The 25,001-nt window shown below is 37.2% G+C and carries 19 protein-coding genes and 9 tRNA genes; 13 read left to right on the forward strand and 15 right to left on the reverse strand.

The genetic code is table 11. The annotated features are described in order from the left end of the window. The first annotated feature begins 188 nt into the window (after window positions 1-188). The 4 genes from HMPREF0693_RS04495 to phsC all read left to right on the forward strand — a co-directional run bounded on the left by HMPREF0693_RS04495 (window position 189) and on the right by phsC (window position 5,410). Window positions 189-992 (forward strand): sulfite exporter TauE/SafE family protein, encoded by an 804-nt coding sequence (locus HMPREF0693_RS04495; RefSeq protein WP_004243776.1) that lies wholly within the window; start codon window positions 189-191, stop codon window positions 990-992. A gap of 781 nt (window positions 993-1,773) precedes the next feature. Next, the gene (gene phsA / locus HMPREF0693_RS04500; protein WP_004243777.1) at window positions 1,774-4,053 is read left to right on the forward strand and encodes a thiosulfate reductase PhsA; all 2,280 of its coding nucleotides are present in this window, start codon (window positions 1,774-1,776) and stop codon (window positions 4,051-4,053) included. A 14-nt stretch (window positions 4,054-4,067) separates the two neighbouring features. Next, the gene (locus HMPREF0693_RS04505) at window positions 4,068-4,646 is read left to right on the forward strand and encodes a 4Fe-4S dicluster domain-containing protein (RefSeq protein WP_004243779.1); all 579 of its coding nucleotides are present in this window, start codon (window positions 4,068-4,070) and stop codon (window positions 4,644-4,646) included. After that, window positions 4,643-5,410 carry a thiosulfate reductase cytochrome B subunit gene (gene phsC, locus HMPREF0693_RS04510; protein WP_004243780.1) on the forward strand — a complete coding sequence of 256 codons (768 nt, stop codon included), beginning with the start codon at window positions 4,643-4,645 and terminating at the stop codon, window positions 5,408-5,410. The genes HMPREF0693_RS04505 and phsC overlap by 4 nt, the downstream gene beginning before the upstream one ends. Window positions 5,411-5,979: 569 nt before the next feature. On the opposite strand, the gene HMPREF0693_RS04515 is transcribed toward phsC, so the two are convergent. The 8 genes from HMPREF0693_RS04515 to HMPREF0693_RS04550 form a co-directional block, all read right to left on the reverse strand. Further along, window positions 5,980-6,282: a helix-turn-helix domain-containing protein gene (locus HMPREF0693_RS04515; protein WP_004243781.1), complete on the reverse strand. Its 303-nt coding sequence runs from the start codon at window positions 6,280-6,282 to the stop codon at window positions 5,980-5,982. 1,983 nt (window positions 6,283-8,265) lie between these two features. Then, window positions 8,266-8,341, reverse strand: a tRNA-Val gene (locus HMPREF0693_RS04520). A gap of 14 nt (window positions 8,342-8,355) precedes the next feature. Beyond that, window positions 8,356-8,431: transfer RNA gene (locus HMPREF0693_RS04525), tRNA-Lys, on the reverse strand. Window positions 8,432-8,471: 40 nt separating this feature from the next. Next, window positions 8,472-8,547: transfer RNA gene (locus HMPREF0693_RS04530), tRNA-Lys, on the reverse strand. 38 nt (window positions 8,548-8,585) lie between these two features. Next, window positions 8,586-8,661 (reverse strand) — tRNA-Lys (locus tag HMPREF0693_RS04535). 41 nt (window positions 8,662-8,702) lie between these two features. Further along, window positions 8,703-8,778 (reverse strand) — tRNA-Val (locus HMPREF0693_RS04540). A gap of 43 nt (window positions 8,779-8,821) precedes the next feature. Beyond that, a tRNA-Val gene (locus HMPREF0693_RS04545) sits at window positions 8,822-8,897 on the reverse strand. A 39-nt stretch (window positions 8,898-8,936) separates the two neighbouring features. Further along, a tRNA-Val gene (locus tag HMPREF0693_RS04550) sits at window positions 8,937-9,012 on the reverse strand. A 348-nt stretch (window positions 9,013-9,360) separates the two neighbouring features. Between HMPREF0693_RS04550 and gltX the strand changes: the two genes are divergently transcribed. The 3 genes from gltX to HMPREF0693_RS04565 all read left to right on the forward strand — a co-directional run bounded on the left by gltX (window position 9,361) and on the right by HMPREF0693_RS04565 (window position 11,115). Beyond that, window positions 9,361-10,779 (forward strand): glutamate--tRNA ligase, encoded by a 1,419-nt coding sequence (gene gltX, locus HMPREF0693_RS04555; RefSeq protein WP_004243784.1) that lies wholly within the window; start codon window positions 9,361-9,363, stop codon window positions 10,777-10,779. Between the two features lie 158 nt (window positions 10,780-10,937). Further along, window positions 10,938-11,013: transfer RNA gene (locus HMPREF0693_RS04560), tRNA-Ala, on the forward strand. A 26-nt stretch (window positions 11,014-11,039) separates the two neighbouring features. Next, a tRNA-Ala gene (locus HMPREF0693_RS04565) sits at window positions 11,040-11,115 on the forward strand. Between the two features lie 94 nt (window positions 11,116-11,209). Here the strand turns inward: HMPREF0693_RS04565 and HMPREF0693_RS04570 are convergent. Then, window positions 11,210-11,962 (reverse strand): SDR family NAD(P)-dependent oxidoreductase, encoded by a 753-nt coding sequence (locus tag HMPREF0693_RS04570; RefSeq protein WP_004243785.1) that lies wholly within the window; start codon window positions 11,960-11,962, stop codon window positions 11,210-11,212. Between the two features lie 156 nt (window positions 11,963-12,118). Between HMPREF0693_RS04570 and HMPREF0693_RS04575 the strand changes: the two genes are divergently transcribed. Next, a complete protein-coding gene (locus HMPREF0693_RS04575; RefSeq protein WP_004243787.1) occupies window positions 12,119-12,559 on the forward strand; it encodes a MarR family winged helix-turn-helix transcriptional regulator in 441 nt (146 codons plus the stop codon). On the opposite strand, the gene HMPREF0693_RS04580 is transcribed toward HMPREF0693_RS04575, so the two are convergent. The 4 genes from HMPREF0693_RS04580 to zipA all read right to left on the reverse strand — a co-directional run bounded on the left by HMPREF0693_RS04580 (window position 12,556) and on the right by zipA (window position 17,608). Then, on the reverse strand, window positions 12,556-12,777 hold the full coding sequence (locus HMPREF0693_RS04580) for a DUF3820 family protein (RefSeq protein WP_004243788.1): 222 nt from the start codon (window positions 12,775-12,777) through the stop codon (window positions 12,556-12,558). The genes HMPREF0693_RS04575 and HMPREF0693_RS04580 overlap by 4 nt on opposite strands. 163 nt (window positions 12,778-12,940) lie before the next feature. Further along, window positions 12,941-14,125, reverse strand: a complete 1,185-nt coding sequence (locus tag HMPREF0693_RS04585; RefSeq protein WP_004243790.1) for a NupC/NupG family nucleoside CNT transporter — start codon at window positions 14,123-14,125, stop codon at window positions 12,941-12,943. 228 nt (window positions 14,126-14,353) lie between these two features. Further along, window positions 14,354-16,381, reverse strand: coding sequence for an NAD-dependent DNA ligase LigA (gene ligA, locus HMPREF0693_RS04590; RefSeq protein ID WP_004243791.1), 2,028 nt, complete (start codon window positions 16,379-16,381; stop codon window positions 14,354-14,356). Between the two features lie 174 nt (window positions 16,382-16,555). Next, on the reverse strand, window positions 16,556-17,608 hold the full coding sequence (gene zipA / locus HMPREF0693_RS04600) for a cell division protein ZipA (protein ID WP_370463168.1): 1,053 nt from the start codon (window positions 17,606-17,608) through the stop codon (window positions 16,556-16,558). A gap of 225 nt (window positions 17,609-17,833) precedes the next feature. Here zipA and cysZ point away from each other — a divergent pair, with 225 nt between their 5' ends. The 5 genes from cysZ to crr all read left to right on the forward strand — a co-directional run bounded on the left by cysZ (window position 17,834) and on the right by crr (window position 22,724). After that, window positions 17,834-18,604: a sulfate transporter CysZ gene (cysZ, locus tag HMPREF0693_RS04605; protein ID WP_004243796.1), complete on the forward strand. Its 771-nt coding sequence runs from the start codon at window positions 17,834-17,836 to the stop codon at window positions 18,602-18,604. A 148-nt stretch (window positions 18,605-18,752) separates the two neighbouring features. After that, the gene (cysK, locus tag HMPREF0693_RS04610) at window positions 18,753-19,706 is read left to right on the forward strand and encodes a cysteine synthase A (protein WP_004248422.1); all 954 of its coding nucleotides are present in this window, start codon (window positions 18,753-18,755) and stop codon (window positions 19,704-19,706) included. A 330-nt stretch (window positions 19,707-20,036) separates the two neighbouring features. Next, complete coding sequence (ptsH, locus tag HMPREF0693_RS04615; RefSeq protein ID WP_004243798.1) at window positions 20,037-20,294, forward strand: phosphocarrier protein Hpr; 258 nt, start codon at window positions 20,037-20,039, stop codon at window positions 20,292-20,294. 143 nt (window positions 20,295-20,437) lie between these two features. Beyond that, entirely contained in the window at window positions 20,438-22,165 is a 1,728-nt protein-coding gene (gene ptsI / locus HMPREF0693_RS04620) for a phosphoenolpyruvate-protein phosphotransferase PtsI (protein WP_004243799.1), read from the forward strand. 49 nt (window positions 22,166-22,214) lie between these two features. After that, a complete protein-coding gene (gene crr, locus HMPREF0693_RS04625; protein ID WP_004243800.1) occupies window positions 22,215-22,724 on the forward strand; it encodes a PTS glucose transporter subunit IIA in 510 nt (169 codons plus the stop codon). Between the two features lie 90 nt (window positions 22,725-22,814). On the opposite strand, the gene cysM is transcribed toward crr, so the two are convergent. Both cysM and cysA read right to left on the reverse strand, forming a co-directional pair. Next, window positions 22,815-23,696 carry a cysteine synthase CysM gene (cysM, locus tag HMPREF0693_RS04630; RefSeq protein WP_004243801.1) on the reverse strand — a complete coding sequence of 294 codons (882 nt, stop codon included), beginning with the start codon at window positions 23,694-23,696 and terminating at the stop codon, window positions 22,815-22,817. 206 nt (window positions 23,697-23,902) lie between these two features. Then, a complete protein-coding gene (gene cysA, locus HMPREF0693_RS04635; RefSeq protein WP_004243802.1) occupies window positions 23,903-24,991 on the reverse strand; it encodes a sulfate/thiosulfate ABC transporter ATP-binding protein CysA in 1,089 nt (362 codons plus the stop codon). Window positions 24,992-25,001 lie beyond the last annotated feature (10 nt).

The raw sequence follows: 25,001 nt of genomic DNA on the forward strand, positions 1-25,001 counted from the left end.
TATAAAGAATAGGTTCTTTATTAACAACACCCAATGAGAGTTTGGTGATTTAATAAAGCCTTATCAAAAATAATAACCTTTATTGTCGATAATTTGGCCTAAATTCCTATTTCACTGTCTGCACCACAGAAGTAAATCAAATCTATATTCGGTAGCTTATATCACCTGTTATGGACAGGAGAATTTAAATGATACTTTGGCTGATCTCTTTTGGCTTAATTTCAGGTATTACTACATGGTTATTTGGTTTTGGCGGTGGTTTTGTTACTGTGCCCCTACTCTATACTCTCATTCTTACACTTTGGGCTGGTGATAGTTTAGCGGGTGAACATGCTATGCAAATTGCTGTGGCTACCTCTGCGCTCATTATGTTGTTTTCCGCTATTATTACGACCCTAAAACACCATAAGGCGAAAAAAATAGATTGGAAATTAATTATGATCTTATTTTGGGGGATTGCATTCGGTGGGATCTTCGGTGCCTTACTTGCCTCAACCGTCCAAGGTGAATGGATCCGATGGATTTTTATTGGTTATCTATTTCTGACTATCTTAGATTGCTATTTTCGCCCCGGATTTATGGCGCCACGCAAAGAAATACAAAAAGTAACCAACAAAAAAGAAGCGTTAACTGGCACTATTATTGGCATTATTGCAGCTTTTTTAGGTGTAGGTGGAAGTGTTATGACCGTACCTTTATTACGCCGTAGAGGTATGTCAATGACTCAATCGGCTGCCATGGCAAACACATTGACATTCCCTTTAGCATTAACGGCAACACTCACTTATATCTTATTGTCTTTCACTACCCCGTTAGGGAATAGCGCTGGATTTGTTGGCTATATTTGGATAAAAGCAGCCGTTATTCTAATCTGTAGTACATGGATAGGATTAAAAATAGCTGAACGTTTTTTATCACGTATACCGGATAAATGGCATGCTAGAGTTTATCCGCTGTTATTGATATTGGTGTTAGTCGTTATGCTGAACTAACCCACTAACATACCTCTGGACAAGGCAATTCTTATCTATCTGTATTGCCTTTAATATTTCACACAAAAGTGAAATTGTTACATTTACTCGACTCAATAGTAGCGTATTTTGACACCCTAGATACAACCCAATAACCATTAATATAATTAATTAAAAATTATACATAATGAATAATATATTATAATTTATCTTATCTTTTTTATGATGGCATAATTATCTACCTCTTGGATAAATTAAATCTTAATTGACATTTAATTCTATCTTTTATAGATATTTCATTATTAAAATAAGACATTATAGCAAATATAATAAAATAGCTTCTTTAGCTTAAGAAAATTAAAAAACTTATTTAGTCTTTATTTTAATAACAATTTAATTACAATTAAATCTCTCACCGGTATATATAAAAATACATATCGATTGAAAATTATATCAATATTTTTTCTTACCTTAATAATATATTATAGATACACTTTAAAAGAATAAATCATTCCTATAACCATATGAATATTAAAGGCATGGTTATTTTTTTATAAAAGTCTTAATTCATTTCCTTTAACAATAACCAGCCCCTAACTAATGCCTTAGAAGAAAATAATTATCATTTTAGTTTGTCTCTATTTGTTAAATTATTTTATGATATTTATTAACTTCTTTGTTGCTATTATTTATTATTTCCAACTAACTCATCACTTATTAATGAATAAATTGAAGACACCATCAAATATTTATTTAACCAACTGTATATAATATTTAGCTATAAGAAGAAACTGGAGGTTATATGAGTATTAGTCGTCGTTCTTTTATTAAGGGGATGGGTATAGGATGTGTTGGTTGTACGGTGGGAAGTTTACCACCAGGGGCCCTCGCACTTAATCCAGTAACATCTCTTAAGGGTCAGTCTAAATTAACACCAAGTTTGTGTGAGATGTGTTCTTACCGTTGTCCTATAGAAGCTCAGGTTGTTAATAACAAAACTGTCTTTATCCAAGGTAACCGAAATTCACCACATCAAAAAACTCGAGTCTGTGCGAGAGGAGGCAGTGGTGTTAGCCTTATTTATGATCCGAAACGCATTGTAAAGCCCATGAAACGCAAAGGCCCTAGAGGTGCCGGAGAATGGGAAGTTATTAGCTGGGAACAAGCTTATACAGAAATTGCCGAAAAGATGGCAAGCATCAAACAACATTATGGTGCTGAAAGTATCTTTTTCTCATCAAAATCAGGCTCTCTCTCCTCTCATTTATTTCATTTAGCGGCGGCATTTGGGTCACCAAACACCTTTACGCATGCATCAACTTGTCCTGCGGGCAAAGCCATTGCTGCATCGGTAATGATGGGTGGTGATTTAAAAATGGATCTCGCAAATTCTAAATATATTCTTTCTTTTGGTCATAATCTTTATGAAGGAATTGAAGTTGCAGAAACCTATGAATTAATGACGGCACAAGAGCGTGGTGCAAAATTAGTCAGTTTTGATCCTCGATTGTCTGTTGTTTCCAGTAAAGCAAATGAGTGGTTTGCTATCCGACCAGGAGGCGACTTACCTGTTCTAATGGCCATGTGTCATATTATGGTAAAAGAAAATCTTTATGATAAAGATTTTATAGAAAAATTTACTGTCGGTTTCCCTCAATTAGTGGAAGTATTACAAGATACCACGCCTGAATGGGCACAAGCTCACTCTGATGTTCCCGCAAAAGATATTATTCGCATAACACGTGAAATTGCAGCTAAAGCTCCTCACGCATTAGTCATGCCAGGCCATCGCGCAACCTTTAATAAAGATGAAATTAATATGCGCAGAATGATCTTCACCTTCAACGCCCTACTGGGAAATATTGAACGTGAAGGTGGCATGTATCAAAAGAAAGCTGCTGCAAAATATAATAAATTAGCGGGTATCGACGTTGCCCCTGAATTAGCTAAACCAACCGTTAAAGGCATGCCTAAAATTACGGCAAAACGCGTCGATGCTACAGCGCCTCAATTTAAATATATCAATAAAGGCGGCGGTATTGTTCAATCTATCATTGACTCCACACTCCATGGTGTACCTTACCAAACCAAAGCTTGGATTATGTCACGCCATAATCCATTTCAAACAGTAAGTTGCCGACCTGATCTAGAAAAAACAGCCCAAAAACTCGACTTAATTGTCAGTTGTGATGTGTATTTAAGTGAAAGTGCATCTTATGCAGATTATCTGTTACCAGAAAGCACTTATTTAGAAAGAGATGAAGAGATTTCTGATGTCTCTGGTTTAAATCCAGCTTATGCATTAAGACAGCAAGTTGTCGAACCTATTGGTGATACTAAACCAAGTTGGTTAATTTGGATGGAATTAGGAAAAAAACTGGGATTAGCGAGTTATTTTCCTTGGGAAAACATGGGAGTTCGTCAACTTTATCAAGTTAAAGGGGATGAAAATCTCTATAAAGAGATCCACCAAAAAGGCTATTTATCTTATGGTATTCCGCTACTTTTACGTGAACCATCCTATGTAAAAGCCTTTGTTGCACAATACCCAGATGCTATCAAACATGTTGATAGTAACAATATGATGGAAAAATCTCTTTCTTTTAAATCACCAAGTGGTCTTATTGAGATCTATTCGGAAGAGTTAGAAAGTCTATTAGAGAATTATGGTATTCCTCGTTTCCATAACTTCCCATTAAAACAAAAAGATGAACTCTATTTTATTCAAGGAAAAGTCGCAGTACATACCAATGGCGCGACTCAATATGTACCTTTATTAGCAGAGCTAATGTGGAAAAATCCTGTCTGGTTACATCCTGATACCGCAAAAAGTCATGGAATTAAGCATGGTGATGAGATCATTTTAGAAAATAGCGTAGGCAAAGAGAAAGCCCATGCCTTAATTACCACAGGTATTCGTCCTGACACAGTGTTTGTCTATATGGGTTCAGGCTCTAAGGCCGGCGAAAAAACGCCAGCAACCACAAATGGGATCCACTGCAGTAGTTTATTACCTCATGAAATTAGCCCTGTTTCAGGCACTGATGTACATACTTCAGGCGTCAAAATTAGTCTGGCTTAAGGAAAAAAATAACGATGAATAGCAACTCTAAACAATTTGTCATGCTACACGATGAAAAACGTTGCATTGGCTGCCAAGCTTGTACCGTAGCATGTAAAGTCATCAATGATATTCCTGAAGGATACAGCCGACTACAAGTACAAATTCAAGGCCCTCATAATGATGAGGCAGGAGATCCACATTACCAATTTTTCCGAGTTTCCTGTCAACATTGTGAAGATGCGCCTTGCGTTTCTGTCTGCCCTACAGGTGCTTCATTTATTGATGAAAATGGCATTGTACAGGTTAAAAAAGAGCTCTGTATTGGCTGTGATTACTGTGTTGGTGCTTGTCCTTATCACGTTCGATATATCAATCCATTAACACACATTGCTGATAAATGTAATTTCTGTGCTGATACTCGACTAACAGAAGGTGAGTTACCTGCTTGTGTAACGGTATGCCCAACTGATGCATTGGCATTTGGTCGCATTGACTCACCCGAGATCCAAGCTTGGATCAAACAGAAATCCGTTTATCAATACCAATTAGATAATGTCGGAAAACCAAATTTATTCCGCCGTAAAGAGATCCATCAGGGAGATAAAGCATGACAAGTATCTGGGGAGCCGAACTCTATTATACGCCAGATTACTGGCCTGTATGGTTAATTGCAGCAGGTTTGATCATTGTCGCCATGATAGCCATATTGGTGCTACATGGTTTTTTACGTTATGCACTGGCACCTAAGCAAAGTGGTCACTATGAAGAAGAGCGTGTTTACTTATACTCTAAAGCCATTCGTTTTTGGCATTGGGGTAATGCCTTACTGTTCATTCTTCTATTAATCAGTGGATTGTTAGGCCATTTTTCTATCGGTAATGTTCCATCGATGGTACTACTACATAAAATCTGTGGTTTTATTCTCATCGCTTTTTGGATAGGTTTTGTTGTAATTAACCTAACCACAAATAATGGTGTACATTACAAAGTCAGACCGCAAGGATTAATTGGACGCTGTATCAAGCAAGCTCGCTTTTATCTTTATGGTATTATGAAAGGTGAACCACATCCTTTTGCCGCGACTACAACAGATAAATTTAACCCTCTCCAACAACTTGCTTACTTAGGTGTTATGTTTGGGTTAGTTCCACTACTTCTTATCACAGGCGTACTATGCTTATACCCTGAAGTCCTAGGTTATGGCTATTGGATGTTAAAAGTACACTTTATATTAGGCATCGTTGCACTCATGTTTATTTGTGCGCACTTCTACTTATGTACTTTAGGCGATACCTTTACACAAACATTCCACAGCATGATTGATGGGCATCATCGACATCAAAAACATGGTGAAAGCACAACAACAAAAAATTGATAATTAGCTTTTGATAATTATTAATATCCCCATGCCTGCTTATCGAGCAGGCATTTTTACGTATTGGTATTTTTAGCTAAGATCACTGATACGTAAAAATACAGAATATTCTCCTATTCACTACGATTTTTTTATTTATTATTAACAGAACAAAATTGATATAGCTTAATTTTCTAAAAATTAATCTTTTTATGATGATATTCTACTAAATTAGTATTTTTTTGAACTAGCTAGTTTTTATTTTTACTAAAAATTTTTATATATTAAAAAATATAATTAACCAATCTTTTATATAAAAAATTTTAGTCATAAATAATAGTAGAAATAGCAACAAAAAAGATATGTTATAGGTAACAGTCAATATTATTATACTAATGGAATAATTTAGATATTCTTATTACTGTTAAAAAATAAAAATGCCCATTAAGGGCATTTTATTTAGATTCAAGGCATAAATTAATAATAAGATAATTCTTATTATTAAATAATTAGATTAACACTCTCATAAGAATCATCTTATTTATCTAATTATTTGTATACTAGCTAACTTTCTAATTAAAAGCTTACAATCAGAAAATAGAAAGAGCCTTATTGTCGAAATGAGCTGGGATATGTTGTTCATTATTCTCAGGAACATCAACCATACCCCCCATAACATCTTCAAAGAAGTTACCTATATTAATGCCTAACACATCAAGGACTTTAACTAAGCAATCAATGTCGATACGATTAACTCCGCGTTCGTAGCGAAATAATTGCTGTTCACTAATATCGATTTCTTTTGCTAACTGAAATACGGTATAACCTTGAGATTTTCTTAATGATTTTATTTTTTGTCCAACAGCGTAAGCAACTGGATACTTGTTACTCATAATATGTTCTCGCTTTTCACTTTGATTGATATCTAATTTATAATAGTGCGGGCCATCATTAATAATATATGAAAAAATATAATATCATGGGCACCTTTTTTAATTTTATTAAAATAATATTTTGACTTGATAAGAGTATTACAATTCATAACAACACTTATCATATGTAAATAATATACTACGCATTTAAACACTTTCAACCAGTCAAAAAATGACAATAATAACTAACACCTTTACTCTCACTAGTTATTAATACCTAGGAGAAGTCACAAATCCAATATTAATCAATAGGTTATAATATATTAAATATAAATATAGTCTTTTTTTATCTTTAGAATTACTCATGTATTAGATTTATATTCTATCAATGCAATAATTTACGAATAAATATATCAAATTGATAAAAAAATAATCAATAAATTTCAGTCTAATTTATTTAAATTTGTGAATTAACCTCGTTAATAGAACATTTTTTACATTTTTACAAAAAATATTGAGCAATCTCAATAAATTCTAATTAATACAAAATGACACAGATTAAAACTAATAGAAACAATTAGTTACATGATTTTCATAAAGTAATAGAACTCGATCTAATTTTAAACATTTGTTAATTAATTTATATAAGCATAAACACTTAGCGTTAGAGTACTTATTAAATTTAAATAAATTTCCAATTATTATTTACTATAATTTGAATTATAATTTCAGTTATGGATTATTATTTATTTATATTTTTTCTTGTTCTCTTATTAAAGAGAATCCAAATAGAAAAAGACCATAAAAAGAAGAATAAATGATAAAAACTATTTTATATCATATGGTTATAATATATTTCTTAATTTATAGAACATCTGATGTTCTACTAAAAACATGCCAGCATAGCTTTTTGCCACCTTCCGCAAACCACATATTTAAACAAAAGAACTTCTTATCAGTTATTGTAACTTAGGGTAAATATTTGCTATATTAAGCTGTTAAATGACCATTTAACAATGATCTCATTTTGTTAAAAATTCAAAATTAGATAATCCTTTAATCCTAAGTGTAAATACTTATTTCTTATAAAACGTATTTTTGCCTCTCTGCAAACATTAATATTTTTATATAATTTATCTTTCTGCTATATACACAATTTTCTCTTTTTTCGTGTAAAAAAGGAATTTCCCCCTTTAAGACAACATCTAAACAAATGAAAATGTCGTTTATTGGCATAGATCATTTTCTTTTGAATTCATAAAGATAGCGATTTGATAAAAATCAATAATTAAAATAAACTTTTAAAATCAACAAATTAATATAAAAATTTTGTTCAAAAAATAGCACCAAAAAAACGATATTTCAGAAAAAACACATAATAATTTTTAATTAAAAAGATAATTTGGTTACTAACCACTTAAAAATATTAAGGGTGTTTACTGTAAAGGATAATTTTGAATTATTTTTATTTTAACCCATATAAAAACCATAATACGTATAATTAACTAATAATAAAAAAATACTTTTTTTTAAAATTAATTTAAAAATCTTATCTATATCAAGGCGATAAAAAATGAATATCCTTGACGTTGCTATTTTTAAACTATCTTATAAGCAATTAAATAACCTATGTGCACTCAATAAAAGTATCATCTTAGCTATTTCTCTCAGTAATTTTGCTAATCCTTTTAAATAATCATTTCATCATCAATCTTTTTAACACTACTAGTAGGGTAAATAAGTCGGTAATCAACCCCTGATAGCACAAAAATAATTCAGACCGATAAATAGGAGAACAGAACAGGGATCACAGCTCGATATAAAACCACCAAGTAGACAGACAGACAGATAGATAGATAGATAGATAGATAGATAATATAGATAAGATAGATAGGTCGATGTAGTCTAGTAACAGACCTGAATACAAAATGAGTGCTATGGATAAGGATAAGGATAAGGATAAGGAATAATAAAGGAATTTTTATCGAATGATATAAAAAGAAGTGGTGGGCGGTATTGGGCTCGAACCAACGACCTCCTCCTTGTAAGGGAGATGCTCTACCAACTGAGCTAACCGCCCGCTTAATTATTAAATGGTGGGTCGTGGGCGACTCGAACGCCCGACCAATTGATTAAAAGTCAACTGCTCTACCGACTGAGCTAACGACCCATTTAATAATTTTACGTAAAACTTGAGGTAGTATTGTGAATGGTGGGTCGTGGGCGACTCGAACGCCCGACCAATTGATTAAAAGTCAACTGCTCTACCGACTGAGCTAACGACCCGTCACAATGTTCACTACTCTTTGTTGTATATTTAGGAATGGTGGGTCGTGGGCGACTCGAACGCCCGACCAATTGATTAAAAGTCAACTGCTCTACCGACTGAGCTAACGACCCATACCTAACTGTGTGATATTGCGTAAAATAACCGGATGAAGTGGTGGGCGGTATTGGGCTCGAACCAACGACCTCCTCCTTGTAAGGGAGATGCTCTACCAACTGAGCTAACCGCCCACTTCATAATGACTAAATTCTCATTACCACGCTTTAATGTAATTGGTGGGCGGTATTGGGCTCGAACCAACGACCTCCTCCTTGTAAGGGAGATGCTCTACCAACTGAGCTAACCGCCCAATTACATTAAATAATACAACTATCACAACGAATAATAATGGTGGGCGGTATTGGGCTCGAACCAACGACCTCCTCCTTGTAAGGGAGATGCTCTACCAACTGAGCTAACCGCCCGTCGTGATGGGGTGCATTATAGGGATACTGCGCTATGAGTCAACGATTTTTATCGGTTTTTTATCGTAAAAATGATCGTTCGTTTTATTTTTAGTCAAGATGCTTTTTTTAGCACCATAACTGACACAGCAATTAACCAAAATAATCCGTTGTTGTTACTTCGTCAAACAAAAAATAACCTATTTGAAATTTTTCTGCAGGTTAAAAGCTTAATGCCATTGAGGAATTAGCATCCAGTGATAAAATAAAGCAACAATTTCGTTTTTTTGATAATCACGGTTACTTATCTTCTATTTTTGGCTCCTTATATAAGAAAGAATATAAGTAAAACGTACTAAGGCAATCTCAATGAGTAAAATAAAAACCCGTTTTGCACCAAGTCCTACAGGCTATCTACATGTTGGTGGTGCTCGTACTGCACTGTATTCCTGGTTATTTAGCCGTCACAACAAGGGTGAGTTTGTACTGCGTATTGAAGACACCGATTTAGAACGTTCTACTCAACCTGCCATTGATGCAATTATGGACGGTATGAATTGGTTAAATCTAAACTGGGATGAAGGTCCTTACTATCAAACCAAACGCTTTGATCGTTATAATCAAGTTATCGATCAAATGTTAGCAGCTGGTACTGCTTATCGTTGTTATTGTTCTAAAGAACGTTTAGAGAAACTACGTGAAGATCAAATGGCGAAAGGTGAGAAACCTCGCTACGATGGTTGTTGCCGTCACGGTGATCACAACCATACCCCAGATGAACCTCATGTAGTTCGTTTTTTAAATCCTCAAGAAGGATCTGTGATTTTTGATGACAAAATTCGTGGCCCGATTGAGTTTAGTAACCAAGAGCTTGATGACTTAATTATCCGTCGTACTGATGGTTCGCCTACCTATAATTTCTGTGTAGTGATTGATGACTGGGATATGGAAATTACACACGTTATTCGTGGTGAAGATCATATCAACAATACCCCACGTCAGATCAATATATTAAAAGCACTTGGTGCTCCAGTACCTGAATATGCACACGTATCCATGATCTTAGGTGATGATGGTAAAAAATTATCTAAACGCTATAACGCAGTGAGTGTAATGCAATATCGTGATGACGGTTATTTACCAGAAGCGTTATTAAATTACTTAGTACGTTTAGGTTGGTCTCATGGCGACCAAGAGATCTTTAGCATCGATGAAATGATTAAAGATTTCACTTTAGAAGCTATTAGTAAATCAGCAAGTGCGTTTAATACTGACAAATTACTTTGGTTAAACCATCACTATATTAATACCTTACCTGCTGAACAAGTAGCCGTACACCTAGATTGGCATATCAAACAACAAAATATTGATACTAGTAATGGCCCATCACTGGTTGAATTGATTAAATTACTCGGCGAGCGTTGCAAAACATTAAAAGAGATGGCGGAAAGTTGTCACTACTTTTATGTTGACTTTGATAGTTTCGAAGAAACCGCGGCGAAAAAACACTTACGTCCTGTCGCTCGTCAACCATTAGAAGTAGTTCGTGATAAATTATCAGCAATTACTGATTGGACAGCGGAAAATGTACATAAAGCAATCCAAGAAACCGCTGAAGAATTAGAAGTTGGTATGGGTAAAGTCGGTATGCCTCTACGTGTTGCTGTCACAGGTGCGGGTCAATCTCCTGCACTAGATGTTACTGTTCATGCTATTGGTAAAGCTCGTAGCATCGCTCGTATTAATAAAGCATTAGATTTTATTACTGACAGAGAAAATCAAGCTTAATTGAGCTGATTATCTTATTTCACAACGAAGAGTCGTCACTTATTTTTAAGCGGCGACTCTTTTTTTGTATTCTTTTTCATCAATCAATAAATAATGTGAGATTAAGTGATTGACAGCATTGTGCTTGTTGCCTATTATCAAGCCCGTTCCAGTATGTTGGGGCTATAGCTCAGTTGGGAGAGCGCTTGCATGGCATGCAAGAGGTCAGCGGTTCGATCCCGCTTAGCTCCACCAATATACTTTTGAACAATCCATTATGTGGGGTTATAGCTCAGTTGGGAGAGCGCTTGCATGGCATGCAAGAGGTCAGCGGTTCGATCCCGCTTAGCTCCACCAGAATCTTAAGATCCTGAAGAGAAATCTTCAGGATTTTTTATTTTCACCAATGTATTCACTTAATTAGTGATTCACACTACCCGCAAAGATAAAACTACTGCGCAGTATATCCCCCATCTACCGCATAAAAAGCGCCTGTTGAAAAACTACTCTCATCTGAAAGTAAAAAAGCCACCATATTAGCCACTTCTTTTCGCGTTGCCATTCTCTTCATCGGATGTGTTGATGCCATCCATTGACGAACTTCATCCGGTAACTGTTGCATTCGCGGTGTGTCTACATACCCAGGCCCTATTGCATTCACACGTATACCTTGCTGTGCAAATTCCAAGGCAGCTGAACGGGTGATCCCTAACACAGCATGTTTGGCTGCAGTATAAGCAGAAATTCCGGCAATACCGACAATACCATTTGTCGAAGATAAATTAACGATACTCCCTCCACCACTTCTTAGTAAGGCCGGAATACCATATTTCAATCCGTAAAATACGCCGTTAATATCGGTATCCATAACCGCTTTCCAATCATCAATATTATAATCAACAATCGATGTATTATGCGGACCTGTAATACCTGCATTATTCACTAATCCATGTAATGCGCCTGTTTGTGCTAATATTGTTTCAAACATGCTTTTAACTTGCTCAGGTGATGTCATATCTGCTTGTAATGCTATGACTTTTTCACCTGTAGGATCGATTGTGTAAGCGGTTTTTTTCACCTGTTCTAATTGTCGTCCACTTATAAAGACTGTTGCACCCGCTTGATATAATCGTTGGGCAACGCCTTCCCCTACTCCTGTTGCAGCCCCAGTGACTAACACCGTTTTGCCTTCAAAATAACTCATATTCACCTCAGTTCACTTAGTTTAAGTAATTAACTTTAGTTAATCATGTTAAATAGGATATTTGATTAACTAAAGTTAATCAATATAAATTTTCTTCAGCTAAAATGAGCTGTTATTATTAACTTCAATTAATTTGATAGAAAAATGTAGGTACTAATGGAGCAACTTGAGCTAGAAAATGCCCTATCGCTTTTACAGTGTACTCTGGTTGCACAACGCACCCGTTATACACCAGAGCAAGTAACTTGGGGACAATATGATATTTTAGAATTATTGCGTTTACGCGGTGATTTAACGCCCTCTCAACTTTGTGAAATTTTAGCTATCTCACGCCAAAATTTATCTAAGTTTATGCGAGGATTAAAATCATTAGGTTTTATTGCTCAGGATCGTTCTAAGAAAGATAAACGTGAATTAATTACGCATTTAACAGATGAAGGTAAAGCTTTTTTAGCAAGAGCCGCTTTAGGCCGAAAACAGAACGCACAGAAGCTACAAGCGCAATTAACACCTACAGAACAAGCTATGTTTATTGAATTGAGTCATAAAGTTATTAACGCACTAATAGCGGATAAGTTACCTACAGAGCCTGATTAACGCGACTGCTTTAATGGTTTTAGTAACCCTTCTAAGCCATCAATTTTAATTGCTAGGGTCATTTCCATTAGTTGCCCTAGCTTTCCTTCAGGGAAGGTGCCTTTCTTGGCAAACCACAATAAATACTCTTCAGGTAAATCCACCAGCATTCGCCCTTTATATTTACCAAATGGCATTTGTGTGTTGGCTATATCTATAAGATGCTGTTTTTCTAGCATGATCTCTATCGCTTTATCGAGAAGGAATGATAAGGATTATAAGGTAATTTAACGATAAAAAAAGCAGTACCGACGGGTACTGCTTGATTTATGTTACATGATAACTAAGTTATCCATCTTACATTGTTATTTATTTCACATGCTATCTGTCTTATCTCAATGATTAAACAAACAGGCCTGTGATAGCAGCAGATAAGAAGCTAACTAGTGTAGAACCAAATAGTAATTTAAGACCAAAACGAGAAACCACATTACCTTGCATTTCGTTCAGACCTTTAATAGCCCCTGCAACAATACCGATAGAAGAGAAGTTAGCAAATGAGACTAAGAAGACAGATAAGATCCCAACAGAGCGAGGTGTTAATTCAGCAGCCAGATCTTGCAAGCTTCCCATCGCGACGAATTCATTAGAGACTAATTTAGTTGCCATCACACTACCTACACGTAATGCATCTTGCTCAGGTATACCAATCACCCATGCTAATGGATAGAACACATAACCTAAGCAATCTTGGAAACTAATACCGAAAATCATACTAAAGATAGCGTTTACCGCAGCAATTAATGCGATAAAACCAATCAACATTGCCGCAACGATTAAAGCAACTTTGAAACCAGCTAAGATATATTCACCTAACATTTCGAAGAAGCTTTGACCTTCATGCAGATTCCCCATCTGGATATCTTCTTCATTTTCAACAGAATATGGGTTAATCACTGATAGGATAACGAAAGTACTGAACATATTCAGAACCAGTGCAGCAACAACGTATTTAGGATCAAGCATAGTCATATAAGCACCAACAATTGACATTGATACCGTAGACATCGCTGTCGCCGCCATAGTGTACATACGGCGCTGAGACATTTTGCTCAATACATCTTTATAAGCGATAAAGTTCTCAGATTGGCCAAGTACTAAGGAGCTAACCGCATTAAACGATTCTAGTTTCCCCATACCGTTCACTTTGGACAGCACCGTACCGATAATGCGGATCACGAAAGGCAATACTTTGATATGTTGCAAAATACCAATTAATGCAGAAATAAAGATGATAGGACATAATACATTCAAGAAGAAGAATGCTAGACCACCTTTCATCATACCACCGAAGACGAACTCAGTACCTTGTGCGGCATAACCTAATAAGTGATCAAATAGCCCAGCGAAACCACGGACAAAGCCTTCACCAATATCAGAATTGAGGAAGAACCATGCCAATGCGATTTCAATAATTAATAACTGCACAATATAACGCAGACGGATCCCTTTGCGGTTATTACTTGCAATAAATGCTAATGCACCAATAACTGCGAGAGCCAAAACAAAGTGAATGATAGAAGACATGCATGCTCCAAAAATAAAAATAAATCTTGGAGAGCATTTTATGTAACGCGTAACATTACGATGTGATTATTGTCACAATACAGTGAAACCATATACACACTATTTATTAAATAAGATAGGTTGATCACACTTTAGGAGTAACTTAAGTAACACGAAATGTGAATTTAGCTTAAGTTAAAGATGCTACTGAGAACTGCTCTCAATAGCATCTAAGATTATTGTAAACGATTATTTAGATTGTTCAAGCAAGCGGATCATTTCGTCTTCATCAATAACAGTAATACCTAATTCATTTGCTTTGGCTAATTTAGAACCCGCCGCTTCACCAGCAATGACCATATCTGTCTTTTTCGAAACACTACCACTCACTTTTGCACCAAGTGCAACTAATCTATCTTTTGCTTCATCTCGCGTTAATTGAGAAAGAGAGCCTGTCAGCACGACTGTTTTACCAGCAAAAGGATTATCACCTGCTTCATGAGTAGCCACAACCGGTGCCGGCCAAGTAATGCCAATGTCATTAACAAGTTGATCAATCACATTTTTATTATGTTCTTCTTGGAAAAAATTAACCACATGCTTTGCAACAATATCACCCACATCAGGAACTGCCTTTAAGGCTTCAATATTTGCTTCACGTAATGCCTCTAATGAAACAAAATGAGCGGTTAATCCATTGGCCGTTGCTTCTCCTACTTCACGAATACCAAGGGCATAGATAAAACGGGCAAAAGTGGTTGATTTTGCTTTTTCTAATGCATTAAGCAGTTTTTTGGCTGATTTCTCCCCCATACGTTCTAAACCAGATAAGATCTTTTCATCTAAACGGAATAAATCAGCCGGTGTTTTGACATACTCTTTTTCAACCAATTGGTCGATAATTTTATCTCCCATGCCGTCAACATCCATCGCACGACGAGAAACGAAATGTTTAAGCGCCTCTTTACGTTGCGCTGCACAAATTAATCCCCCCGTGCAGCGGGCAACAGCCTCACCTTCTATACGCTCAATATCAGATTGACAAATAGGGCATTGGGTTGGAAAAACAATTTCTTGTGCATTCTCAGGGCGTTTTTCTTCAATCACACTCACAACCTGAGGAATAACATCGCCTGCACGGCGAATAACCACCGTATCACCAATACGTAATCCTAAACGTTCAATTTCATCAGCATTATGAAGTGTGGCATTACTGACTATTACCCCTGCCACTTGTACGGGATCTAAACGAGCGACAGGTGTAATCGCCCCTGTACGCCCCACTTGAAATTCAACATCTTTAATCACCGTCATCTGCTCTTGGGCTTGGAATTTGTAAGCAATCGCCCAACGGGGAGCACGAGACACAAATCCCAACTCTTCTTGTAGAGCTATATCATCTACTTTGATAACCACACCATCAATATCAAAGCCTAGATTAGGGCGAATTTCTGCTACATGATGGTAAAAATCAAGTACAGCTTTAGTTCCGGTACATAATTTAATAGCATCACTAACAGGTAATCCCCATTTTTTAAATTGCTGTAAACGTGCATAATGGCTTGTCGGTAATTCACCGCCTTCAAGCACGCCAACACCATAACAGAAGAAAGTCAAAGGGCGCTTGGCTGTAATACGAGGATCTAACTGACGTAATGAACCCGCTGCTGCATTACGAGGATTAGCAAATACTTTTCCTCCCGTGCGTCGAGCTTCTTCATTTAAATGCTCAAACCCTTTTTCAGTCATAAAGACTTCTCCACGAATTTCAATTCGTGCGGGGATATTATCGCCATATAAACGCAAAGGAATGGCTTTAATGGTTCTGACATTCTCAGTAATATTTTCTCCAGTGGTACCATCACCACGGGTTGCAGCTTGTACTAAGCGACCATTTTCATACAGTAGACTTACCGCAAGTCCATCTAATTTTAATTCACAACAAAAAGTGATCTCTTCATTATTTTTCAGACGTTCACGTAAACGTTTATCAAATGCTAAATAGGTTGTTTCATCAAAAGCATTATCTAAAGAGAGCATTGGAATTTCATGTCTAACTTGCTCAAAAGCCGTTAAAGGTAATGCCCCTACCCGTTGAGTAGGAGAATCTGGGGTAATGAGTTCAGGATGTTCGGCTTCTAATGCTTTTAGCTTATTCATTAAGCGATCGTATTCAGCATCAGGAATTTCAGGTGCGTCCATGACATGATAGAGATATTCATGGTGACGTAGTGTAACGCGAAGTTCATCAATTTGTTGTTGAATATTTTGATTCATGAGGTATCACCAAAGAAAGAAAAGCCCCCGCAAGCGGGGGCTGAGGTTGTTGGCAATGTGAGAAAAACCAAGTTTCCCCACTTTGTATTATCAGCCGAAAATCAAGTCATTAATTTTCCTGATTTCTTTAAATCTATCCAACCTAGCACCGCAAGCGAGCTTTTGATAAAAAGACTATTGATGTAAATCTAGTGTTCTACGAATTCTAGATTTATAAAGTTCAATTTTTTGTGGTGTTAACAGTTTGCGCTCTTCATCAAGCACAACACCGCCCACATCAGAGGCAATACGCTGAGCTGCTTGCAACATCAATTTAAAGTTTTGATTAGCATCACCATAAGATGGCACCATCATAAACATGGATACGCCAGGCGTGGTTAATTCAGCCATCGTATCAATATTGAAAGTACCCGGTTTTACCATATTGGCAAGACTAAACAATACAGGGCCATTACCCGTCGGGTTAAGATGTCGATGGAAAATATTCATCGCACCAAACTGGAAACCCGCTTGAATAATGCTCTGCATTAACACCTCACCGTCAAGCATTTGACCATGATGAGCGCTGACATTTAATACTAATACCAGCTCTTCCTCTGCTTTTGGCTCTTCTGATCCAGATAAAGCTTGCTCAGCTTGTTTCACATCAGATGAGGTTTCAGCATCCAATGGCCTATCTGTATCAGTGGTATGTATTTCATCACTAGCAACAGAGTTCGACGATTCTGGTATCGGCTCTACATCGGCAAGTTTTGTCTCACTAATATCACCTTCTTTTACATCAGCATGGTTTACCTCTACCTCGGGTATCGGTTGTTTTTGCTGAGGCGCAGAGTCATTATTTTGTTCAATAACATCAAAAACACCAAGACTAGGCTCTCGTTGTAATGAAGTATCGTTAGAATGTCCCTGTGCTGGTGTTCCAGACATAAGTGGATCTTTATCTGCAACTGAGGATTGTGGCGCAAGTGTTGGCTCCGATTTAACCGGTGGCACACTTTGAGCCTCCTGCGTTGAAGTTAAAGACGACATCTGATGATTTGCCTCAGTATACTGGGGTTCATCATCGTTCTCATCTGACTGATAATTCTGTTTCTGACGTTTTACTGGGCGATTACGGAAAAGCTTAGAACGCTCTTTTCGACCAATCCATAAGCCGTGTAATAACAAAGCTATGATTAAAATCGCACCAACAACGATTAATATCAGACGCAAATTTTGCTGCATCATTTCTATCTCTGTTGTCTTGAGGTTTAATAGCCACAATGGCGAATATTACTTTTACTAAGAGTATTTGCCAATGCTTATAAGTGCAAGCCAATACTTAATTTTCTTGTCACAAAGATACACTCTTCAATACCTTATGCGCATTTTTTAGACAATTTATCACTAGTAAGGCTGATTATCTCTCTATATGATACTAGCTTGCCCTTATAGGAGAGAATAGGAAGTATGACAAATTTGACAGAATCGACCAAAAATTTAAATGGATTTCACTATTTTGCACTTGGGTGGCGATTAATTACTCGCCCGGGTCTAAAACGTTTTGTTATTTTACCCTTACTTGCCAATATTATTATTCTCGGTAGTGCCTTTTGGTGGTTATATGGCCAGATTGGTGAAATGGTCAATTGGATGATGGAAAAAGTCCCTGATTGGCTACAGTGGTTAAGCTATGTTATCTGGCCACTGTCAGTTATTTTTATTTTGCTGGTCTTTACCTATTTCTTTAGCACCATAGCCAATATTATCGCTTCGCCTTTTAATGGATTATTAGCGGAAAAATTAGAAGGCCAAATAACGGGTATTAATCCTCCGGATACCGGCTTATTAGGTATTACAAAAGATATTCCACGTATTTTAAAACGAGAAATCATCAAGGTCGTTTATTATTTGCCAAGAGCCATTGTATTGTTATTGCTCTATTTTGTTCCCGTTGTTGGACAAACTATCGCCCCAATTCTTTGGTTTATATTTGGTGCTTGGATGATGGCAATCCAATATAACGACTTTCCATTCGATAACCATAAAGTCTCTTTCGCCAATATGAAATCAACGCTGAAAAAAGACAAATGGAACAATTTACAATTTGGTATGGTAATTAATATCTTCACTATGATCCCAATCTTAAACCTAGTCATTATGCCGGTTGCAATTTGTGGTGCCACTGCCATGTGGTGTGATCGATATCGTCATCAACATGTACAAGCAGGCCAGTGGTAATACCACTGGTTTCATTGTGATTAGAATCTTTTGGAATAAAAAGTAAAAAAAGTTATAAGGATATTCATAAAGCTTATTTCCATCTTTTGCTTGATGGCGTATGGTAATTTCATCTGACCTTATAAAAAATCATGTACCGAGGATAAAAATGAGCAAAATTTTCGAAGATAACTCGCAAACTATTGGCCATACCCCCCTAGTTCGTTTAAAACATTTCGGTAATGGCAATATCTTAGCTAAAGTAGAATCTCGTAATCCAAGCTTTAGTGTAAAATGCCGTATCGGTGCAAATATGATTTGGGATGCAGAAAAAAAAGGTATCCTGAAACCCGGCGTAGAGCTAGTTGAGCCAACCAGTGGTAATACTGGGATTGCCTTGGCTTATGTAGCTGCTGCACGTGGCTATAAGCTGACACTGACTATGCCTGATACCATGAGTATTGAGCGCCGTAAATTATTAAAAGCATTAGGTGCTAACCTTGTGTTAACTGAGGGCGCTAAAGGTATGAAGGGAGCGATTGATAAAGCGAACGAAATTCGTGATAGCGATCCTAGCCGTTACCTTCTACTACAACAATTTAGTAATCCAGCAAACCCAGAAATTCATGAGAAAACCACAGGCCCTGAAATTTGGAATGACACTGATGGCAAAGTTGATGTAGTTATCGCAGGTGTCGGAACGGGTGGTACCATCACGGGTATTGGTCGCTATTTGAAAAATACTCAAGGTAAAGCTGTCACCATGGTTGCGGTAGAACCTAAAGATTCTCCTGTTATTAGCCAAGCATTAGCAGGTGAAGAAATTAAGCCTGGTCCACATAAAATCCAAGGTATTGGTGCAGGTTTTATCCCTGAAAACTTAGAGTTATCACTATTAGATCGCGTGATCCAAATTACTAACGAAGAAGCATTTGAAACAGCTCGTGACGTTATGACCAAAGAAGGTATTTTAGCGGGTATTTCATCCGGTGCGGCAATTGCGGCTGCAGTGAAATTAGCTAAAGAGCCAGAATTTGCTAATAAAGAAATCGTAGTGATTTTACCTTCTTCAGGTGAACGTTATCTCAGCACCCCACTTTTTGCTGATATCTCTGACAGCTAAATCGCGTCACCTAAAATGTAAAATATTTATTAAAAAAGCACCTTCAGGGTGCTTTTTTTGTGGTAGAGATCAAACTTTGTTATCCAGATAGGTGATTTATTCTGTCGAGTTTAGTATTTAATCAAGTAATTATTTCGAAGGTCGAAATTAATCAGAAAATAGGCAAGTGATAAAAATAGCACTGCTTTCAATTTCTGGGGACTATTTTTATCGGATAACGTAACATGGCTTATATTATCTGATATTGCTACGCAAAGCAGGACAATTTCATCTACACTTACTAAGTCCTGACTTAATGTGAATAATTGAGTTATAAAAGGAAAAAATCCTATGTACCAGCAAGAAGTTACTATTACAGCACCAAACGGCTTACATACTCGTCCTGCAGCACAGTTAGTAAAAGAGGCTAAAACTTTCTCTTCTGATATTAGTCTTATTTCTGGTGGTAAATCAGCCAGCGCGAAGAGCTTATTCAAATTACAAACTTTAGGATTAACCCAAGGTACTGTAGTCACTATTTCTGCTGAAGGCGAAGATGAAAAACAAGCAGTAGAACATTTAGTTAAGTTAATGGCTGAGTTAGAGTAATCCAGTTACCTTTCGCTATTCATTAACGTCCTATTTTCCCCTGAAAATCGCTCAGGGGAATTTATAACTCGATGATTTTAAAACAGCAGTGTCTCTTGATCCTATTTTTTTAAAATTATCACCAGCAAGTCGTAGGATAAATTATGATTTCAGGAATTTTAGCTTCACCGGGTATCGCATTTGGTCAAGCTCTTCTACTTAAAGAAGAACCTATTATTATTAGCCAACGTAAAATCCAAAGTGACGAAGTTGACACCCAAATCGAACGTTTTAAAGATGGTCGTAATAAATCAGCGCAACAACTAGAAATCATTAAAGCCCGTGCTGAAAAAAATCTTGGTGCCGATAAAGCTGAGATTTTTGAAGGCCATATTATGTTATTAGAAGATGAGGAACTCGAACAAGAGATCATATCCCTCATCAAAAGTGACAAGAAAACCGCAGAAGCAGCGGTTCAATCTGTTATTGAAGATCAGGCAACCGCATTAGAAGCCTTAGATGATGAGTACTTAAAAGAGCGTGCGGCTGACGTTCGTGATATTGGTAAGCGCTTAATGCGTAATATCTTAGAGATGCCAATTATCGATTTAAGTGCTATTTCTGAAAAAGTGATTTTAGTTGCTACAGATTTAACGCCATCAGAAACAGCGCAGCTTAGCTTAGACAATGTGTTAGGCTTTATCACTGACTTAGGGGGTAGAACATCACACACCTCTATCATGGCACGCTCTTTAGAGATCCCAGCGATTGTTGGCACATCTAATGCAACAGAAACCATTAAAAAAGAAGATTATCTGGTTCTTGATGCGATTAACAATAAAATCATTATTAATCCTTCTGATGAAGAGCTCGAAGCATTAAAGGCTATCAAAGAAGAGTACCTACATGAAAAAGAAGAGCTGGCAAAACTAAAAGATTTACCAGCAATTACCCTTGATGGGCATCAAGTTGAAGTTTGCGCTAATATAGGTACTGTACGTGATGTCGCAGGTGCTGAGCGTAATGGTGCGGAAGGTGTTGGACTCTATCGTACTGAATTCCTATTTATGGATAGAGATTCCTTACCAACAGAAGAAGAGCAATTCCAAGCTTATAAAGCTGTGGCTGAAGCGGTAGGCAGTCCTGCGGTCATTATCCGTACTATGGATATTGGTGGCGATAAAGACTTACCTTACATGAATTTACCGAAAGAAGAGAATCCATTCTTAGGTTGGCGTGCAATTCGTATTTGTCTTGACCGCAAAGAGATCCTTCATCCACAATTACGTGCTATCTTAAGAGCGTCTGCTTTTGGTAAACTACGTATTATGTTTCCAATGATTATCTCTGTTGAAGAGATCCGAGCATTGAAAGCGGAACTTGAAATACTGAAAAGCCAGCTTCGTGAAGAAAATAAGCCTTTTGATGAATCTATCGAAGTCGGTGTTATGGTTGAAACGCCAGCAGCGGCTGTTATGGCTCGCCATATGGCAAAAGAAGTTGACTTTTTCAGTATTGGGACTAACGATCTAACACAATATACTCTGGCTGTAGACCGTGGAAATGAGCTGATATCTCATCTATATAATCCAATGTCACCTGCTGTACTTAATCTGATTAAACAGGTGATTGATGCATCACACGCTGAAGGTAAATGGACTGGAATGTGTGGTGAGCTTGCCGGGGATGAACGGGCAACAATGTTGCTTCTGGGCATGGGATTAGATGAGTTTAGTATGAGTGCTATATCAATTCCTCGCATCAAAAAAATTATTCGTAACGCCAATTTTGATGATGCAAAAGCACTGGCAGAGCAAGCACTTGCTCAGCCGACTGCAAAGGAATTAATGGACTTAGTAGAAACTTTTACTAAAGAAAAAACACTGTGCTAATAACGTTAGCCAGAGCCCGGTCCCAACTAAAATAATTAGGAGAAGATTCATGGGTCTGTTTGATAAATTAAAATCACTGGTTTCAGAGGAAAAGAAAGGCAGTGGCACGATTGATATTGTTGCACCACTTTCTGGTGAAATCGTCAATATCGAAGATGTTCCTGATGTTGTTTTCGCTGAAAAAATTGTAGGTGACGGTATTGCTATCAAACCTGCTGGTCATAAAATTGTTGCACCAGTTGATGGTACTATCGGTAAAATTTTCGAGACTAACCATGCTTTCTCTATTGAGTCTGACAACGGTATCGAATTATTTGTCCACTTCGGTATCGACACAGTTGAACTAAAAGGTGAAGGATTTAAACGTATCGCTGAAGAAGGTCAACAAGTTAAAGTCGGTGATACTGTTTTAGAATTTGATTTAGCTGTTTTAGAAGAAAAAGCAAAATCGGTATTAACACCGGTTGTGATTTCTAATATGGATGAAATCCAAGGTTTAACTAAAATGACAGGCCCAGTAACTGTTGGTGAAACCGTTGTAATGCAGATCAAAAAATAATTTTTAATCTGTTCTCACTTTTAAACCGCCACATTTCCTCTGTGGCGGTTTTTATATGCAAGCGAATGAGCTTTAACGAGGGCAGAAAACTCAACCAAACACCCCAGTTGATAAATAGCGATCGCCTCTATCACAAATAATAGCCACAATCACAGCCCCTGGGTTCTCTTTAGCAACGCGTATTGCACCAGCTACGGCTCCCCCAGAACTAACGCCACAGAATATACCTTCTTTACTCGCTAATAGGCGCATGGTTTGTTCTGCTTCTGTTTGGGACATATCTATAACACTATCAACCAACTCTTTTCGAAAAATACCGGGTAAATAGGCTGGAGACCAACGACGAATACCCGGAATTTGACTTTTTTCTTCCGGTTGTAAACCGACAATTTTTACTGTGTCCGATTGTGTTTTTAGGTAACTCCCCACCCCAGTTATCGTACCTGTTGTTCCCATGCTAGAAACAAAATGGGTAATACGCCCTTGAGTCTGTTGCCAAATTTCAGGGCCAGTTGAAGTAAAATGCGCTCGAGGGTTATCGGGGTTATTAAACTGATCTAATACCTTGCCTTCACCTTTACGCTCCATTTCTTGCGCTAAATCTCTCGCCCCTTCCATACCAATTTCGCGGCTAACCAAAATAAGCTCGGCGCCATACGCTTGCATGGATGCTTGACGCTCTTTACTCATATTTTCTGGCATTAATAATTTTAGTCGATAACCTTTTACTGCCGCTATCATCGCTAAAGCAATCCCTGTATTACCACTGGTTGCCTCAATTAATGTATCGCCAGGTTTAATTTCACCGCGTAATTCAGCTTGCTCAATCATCGATAACGCGGCTCTATCTTTCACAGAACCCGCCGGATTATTGCCTTCAAGCTTAACCCATATTTCTGCATCTAATCCTTGTGAAAGTCGTTGTAATTTGACCAATGGTGTATTACCAATAAATTGTTCTAAGCCTGCCACAATAAATCCCTGATCATTTATTTGTTTGTATTAATGAAGAAATCATATTTAACTTATTAACGCAATAAAATTAACATTTTTTAATAGATTTTATTCTTTTTCGTGTTATAGCCTGTATAGTTAGTTTTACTCAATAGCCAAAATACCCATGCAAAAAAATCTGCATGGGCAGTCATTAACTGTAATAAAAGAATAATGCTATTTTTTTAAGCTGTGTATGCCAGTGAAACTGTTGTTAAGGGACGATCTTGTGCATATAACCGCGCTTTTGCACCGCCCATATAGTAAATATCACCTTTATGGGGTATTGATGTCATATCATTCCATACCGCGCTAATTGGCGTATTTCCCCACTCAATAGGCTGTAAAACCAATTGCCAATAGTGTCCTTTAGGAGTCACTTCTATTACTTTGACGGGAAGTTTACATAAGCTATCACTATGCGGGTTAAGTGAAATTTCCCAAGGGCGCAAAAAAACATCAACTTTGCCTTGATAGAGCGGCGTAACCGATAAAGGTAAGTGATAGCCAGCAATTTGTAATTGCGCACCATTAATTTCACCTTGGAGATGATTAACATCACCGAGAAATTCTAAAACAAAGCGACTTTCAGGCGTGTGCCAAACTTGTTGCGGTGTACCCACTTGTTCGATTTTGCCATTTCCCATAATAACGATGCGATCAGCGACTTCCATTGCTTCTTGTTGATCATGGGTGACAAAAACACTGGTAAATTTAAGCTCACTATGTAATTCCCGTAGCCAACTGCGTAATTCAGTTCTCACTTTGGCATCTAACGCACCGAAAGGCTCATCGAGTAATAAAATTTGTGGCTCTACAGCCAATGCTCTCGCTAAAGCTACGCGCTGTTTTTGCCCTCCTGAAAGTTGTGCAGGATAACGCTGTGCTAAATGAGGCAGTTGGATCATCTCTAATAATTGCGTGACTTTTTTATCAATCGCGGCTTTGTTAGGACGTTCGCGACGTGGTAATACGGTTAAGCCAAAGGCAATATTTTCAAATACCGTCATATGGCGAAACAGTGCATAGTGTTGGAAAACAAACCCAACTTTGCGCTCGCGGGCATGTAAACGACTGACATCTTGCCCTGCAAAACAGATTTTACCTTCCGTTTGATGCTCAAGTCCTGCAATGATACGTAATAGTGTGGTTTTACCTGAGCCTGATGGCCCCAATAGCGCCATCATCTCACCGGAATTGACCGTTAAATTCACGTCATGCAACACTTCAGTGCGATCAAAATATTTTGTGACATGATTAATTTCAATACTCATATTTTGCCCC

The sequence above is a fragment of the Proteus mirabilis ATCC 29906 genome, from assembly GCF_000160755.1.
Lineage (GTDB): Bacteria > Pseudomonadota > Gammaproteobacteria > Enterobacterales > Enterobacteriaceae > Proteus > Proteus mirabilis.

Coding starts and splice junctions, on each gene's coding strand:
- HMPREF0693_RS04495 (WP_004243776.1), top strand. CDS start 189: ATGATACTTTGGCTGATCTCTTTTGGCTTAATTTCAGGTATTACTACA.
- phsA (WP_004243777.1), top strand. CDS start 1,774: ATGAGTATTAGTCGTCGTTCTTTTATTAAGGGGATGGGTATAGGATGT.
- HMPREF0693_RS04505 (WP_004243779.1), top strand. CDS start 4,068: ATGAATAGCAACTCTAAACAATTTGTCATGCTACACGATGAAAAACGT.
- phsC (WP_004243780.1), top strand. CDS start 4,643: ATGACAAGTATCTGGGGAGCCGAACTCTATTATACGCCAGATTACTGG.
- HMPREF0693_RS04515 (WP_004243781.1), bottom strand. CDS start 6,282: ATGAGTAACAAGTATCCAGTTGCTTACGCTGTTGGACAAAAAATAAAA.
- gltX (WP_004243784.1), top strand. CDS start 9,361: ATGAGTAAAATAAAAACCCGTTTTGCACCAAGTCCTACAGGCTATCTA.
- HMPREF0693_RS04570 (WP_004243785.1), bottom strand. CDS start 11,962: ATGAGTTATTTTGAAGGCAAAACGGTGTTAGTCACTGGGGCTGCAACA.
- HMPREF0693_RS04575 (WP_004243787.1), top strand. CDS start 12,119: ATGGAGCAACTTGAGCTAGAAAATGCCCTATCGCTTTTACAGTGTACT.
- HMPREF0693_RS04580 (WP_004243788.1), bottom strand. CDS start 12,777: ATGCTAGAAAAACAGCATCTTATAGATATAGCCAACACACAAATGCCA.
- HMPREF0693_RS04585 (WP_004243790.1), bottom strand. CDS start 14,125: ATGTCTTCTATCATTCACTTTGTTTTGGCTCTCGCAGTTATTGGTGCA.
- ligA (WP_004243791.1), bottom strand. CDS start 16,381: ATGAATCAAAATATTCAACAACAAATTGATGAACTTCGCGTTACACTA.
- zipA (WP_370463168.1), bottom strand. CDS start 17,608: ATGCAGCAAAATTTGCGTCTGATATTAATCGTTGTTGGTGCGATTTTA.
- cysZ (WP_004243796.1), top strand. CDS start 17,834: ATGACAAATTTGACAGAATCGACCAAAAATTTAAATGGATTTCACTAT.
- cysK (WP_004248422.1), top strand. CDS start 18,753: ATGAGCAAAATTTTCGAAGATAACTCGCAAACTATTGGCCATACCCCC.
- ptsH (WP_004243798.1), top strand. CDS start 20,037: ATGTACCAGCAAGAAGTTACTATTACAGCACCAAACGGCTTACATACT.
- ptsI (WP_004243799.1), top strand. CDS start 20,438: ATGATTTCAGGAATTTTAGCTTCACCGGGTATCGCATTTGGTCAAGCT.
- crr (WP_004243800.1), top strand. CDS start 22,215: ATGGGTCTGTTTGATAAATTAAAATCACTGGTTTCAGAGGAAAAGAAA.
- cysA (WP_004243802.1), bottom strand. CDS start 24,991: ATGAGTATTGAAATTAATCATGTCACAAAATATTTTGATCGCACTGAA.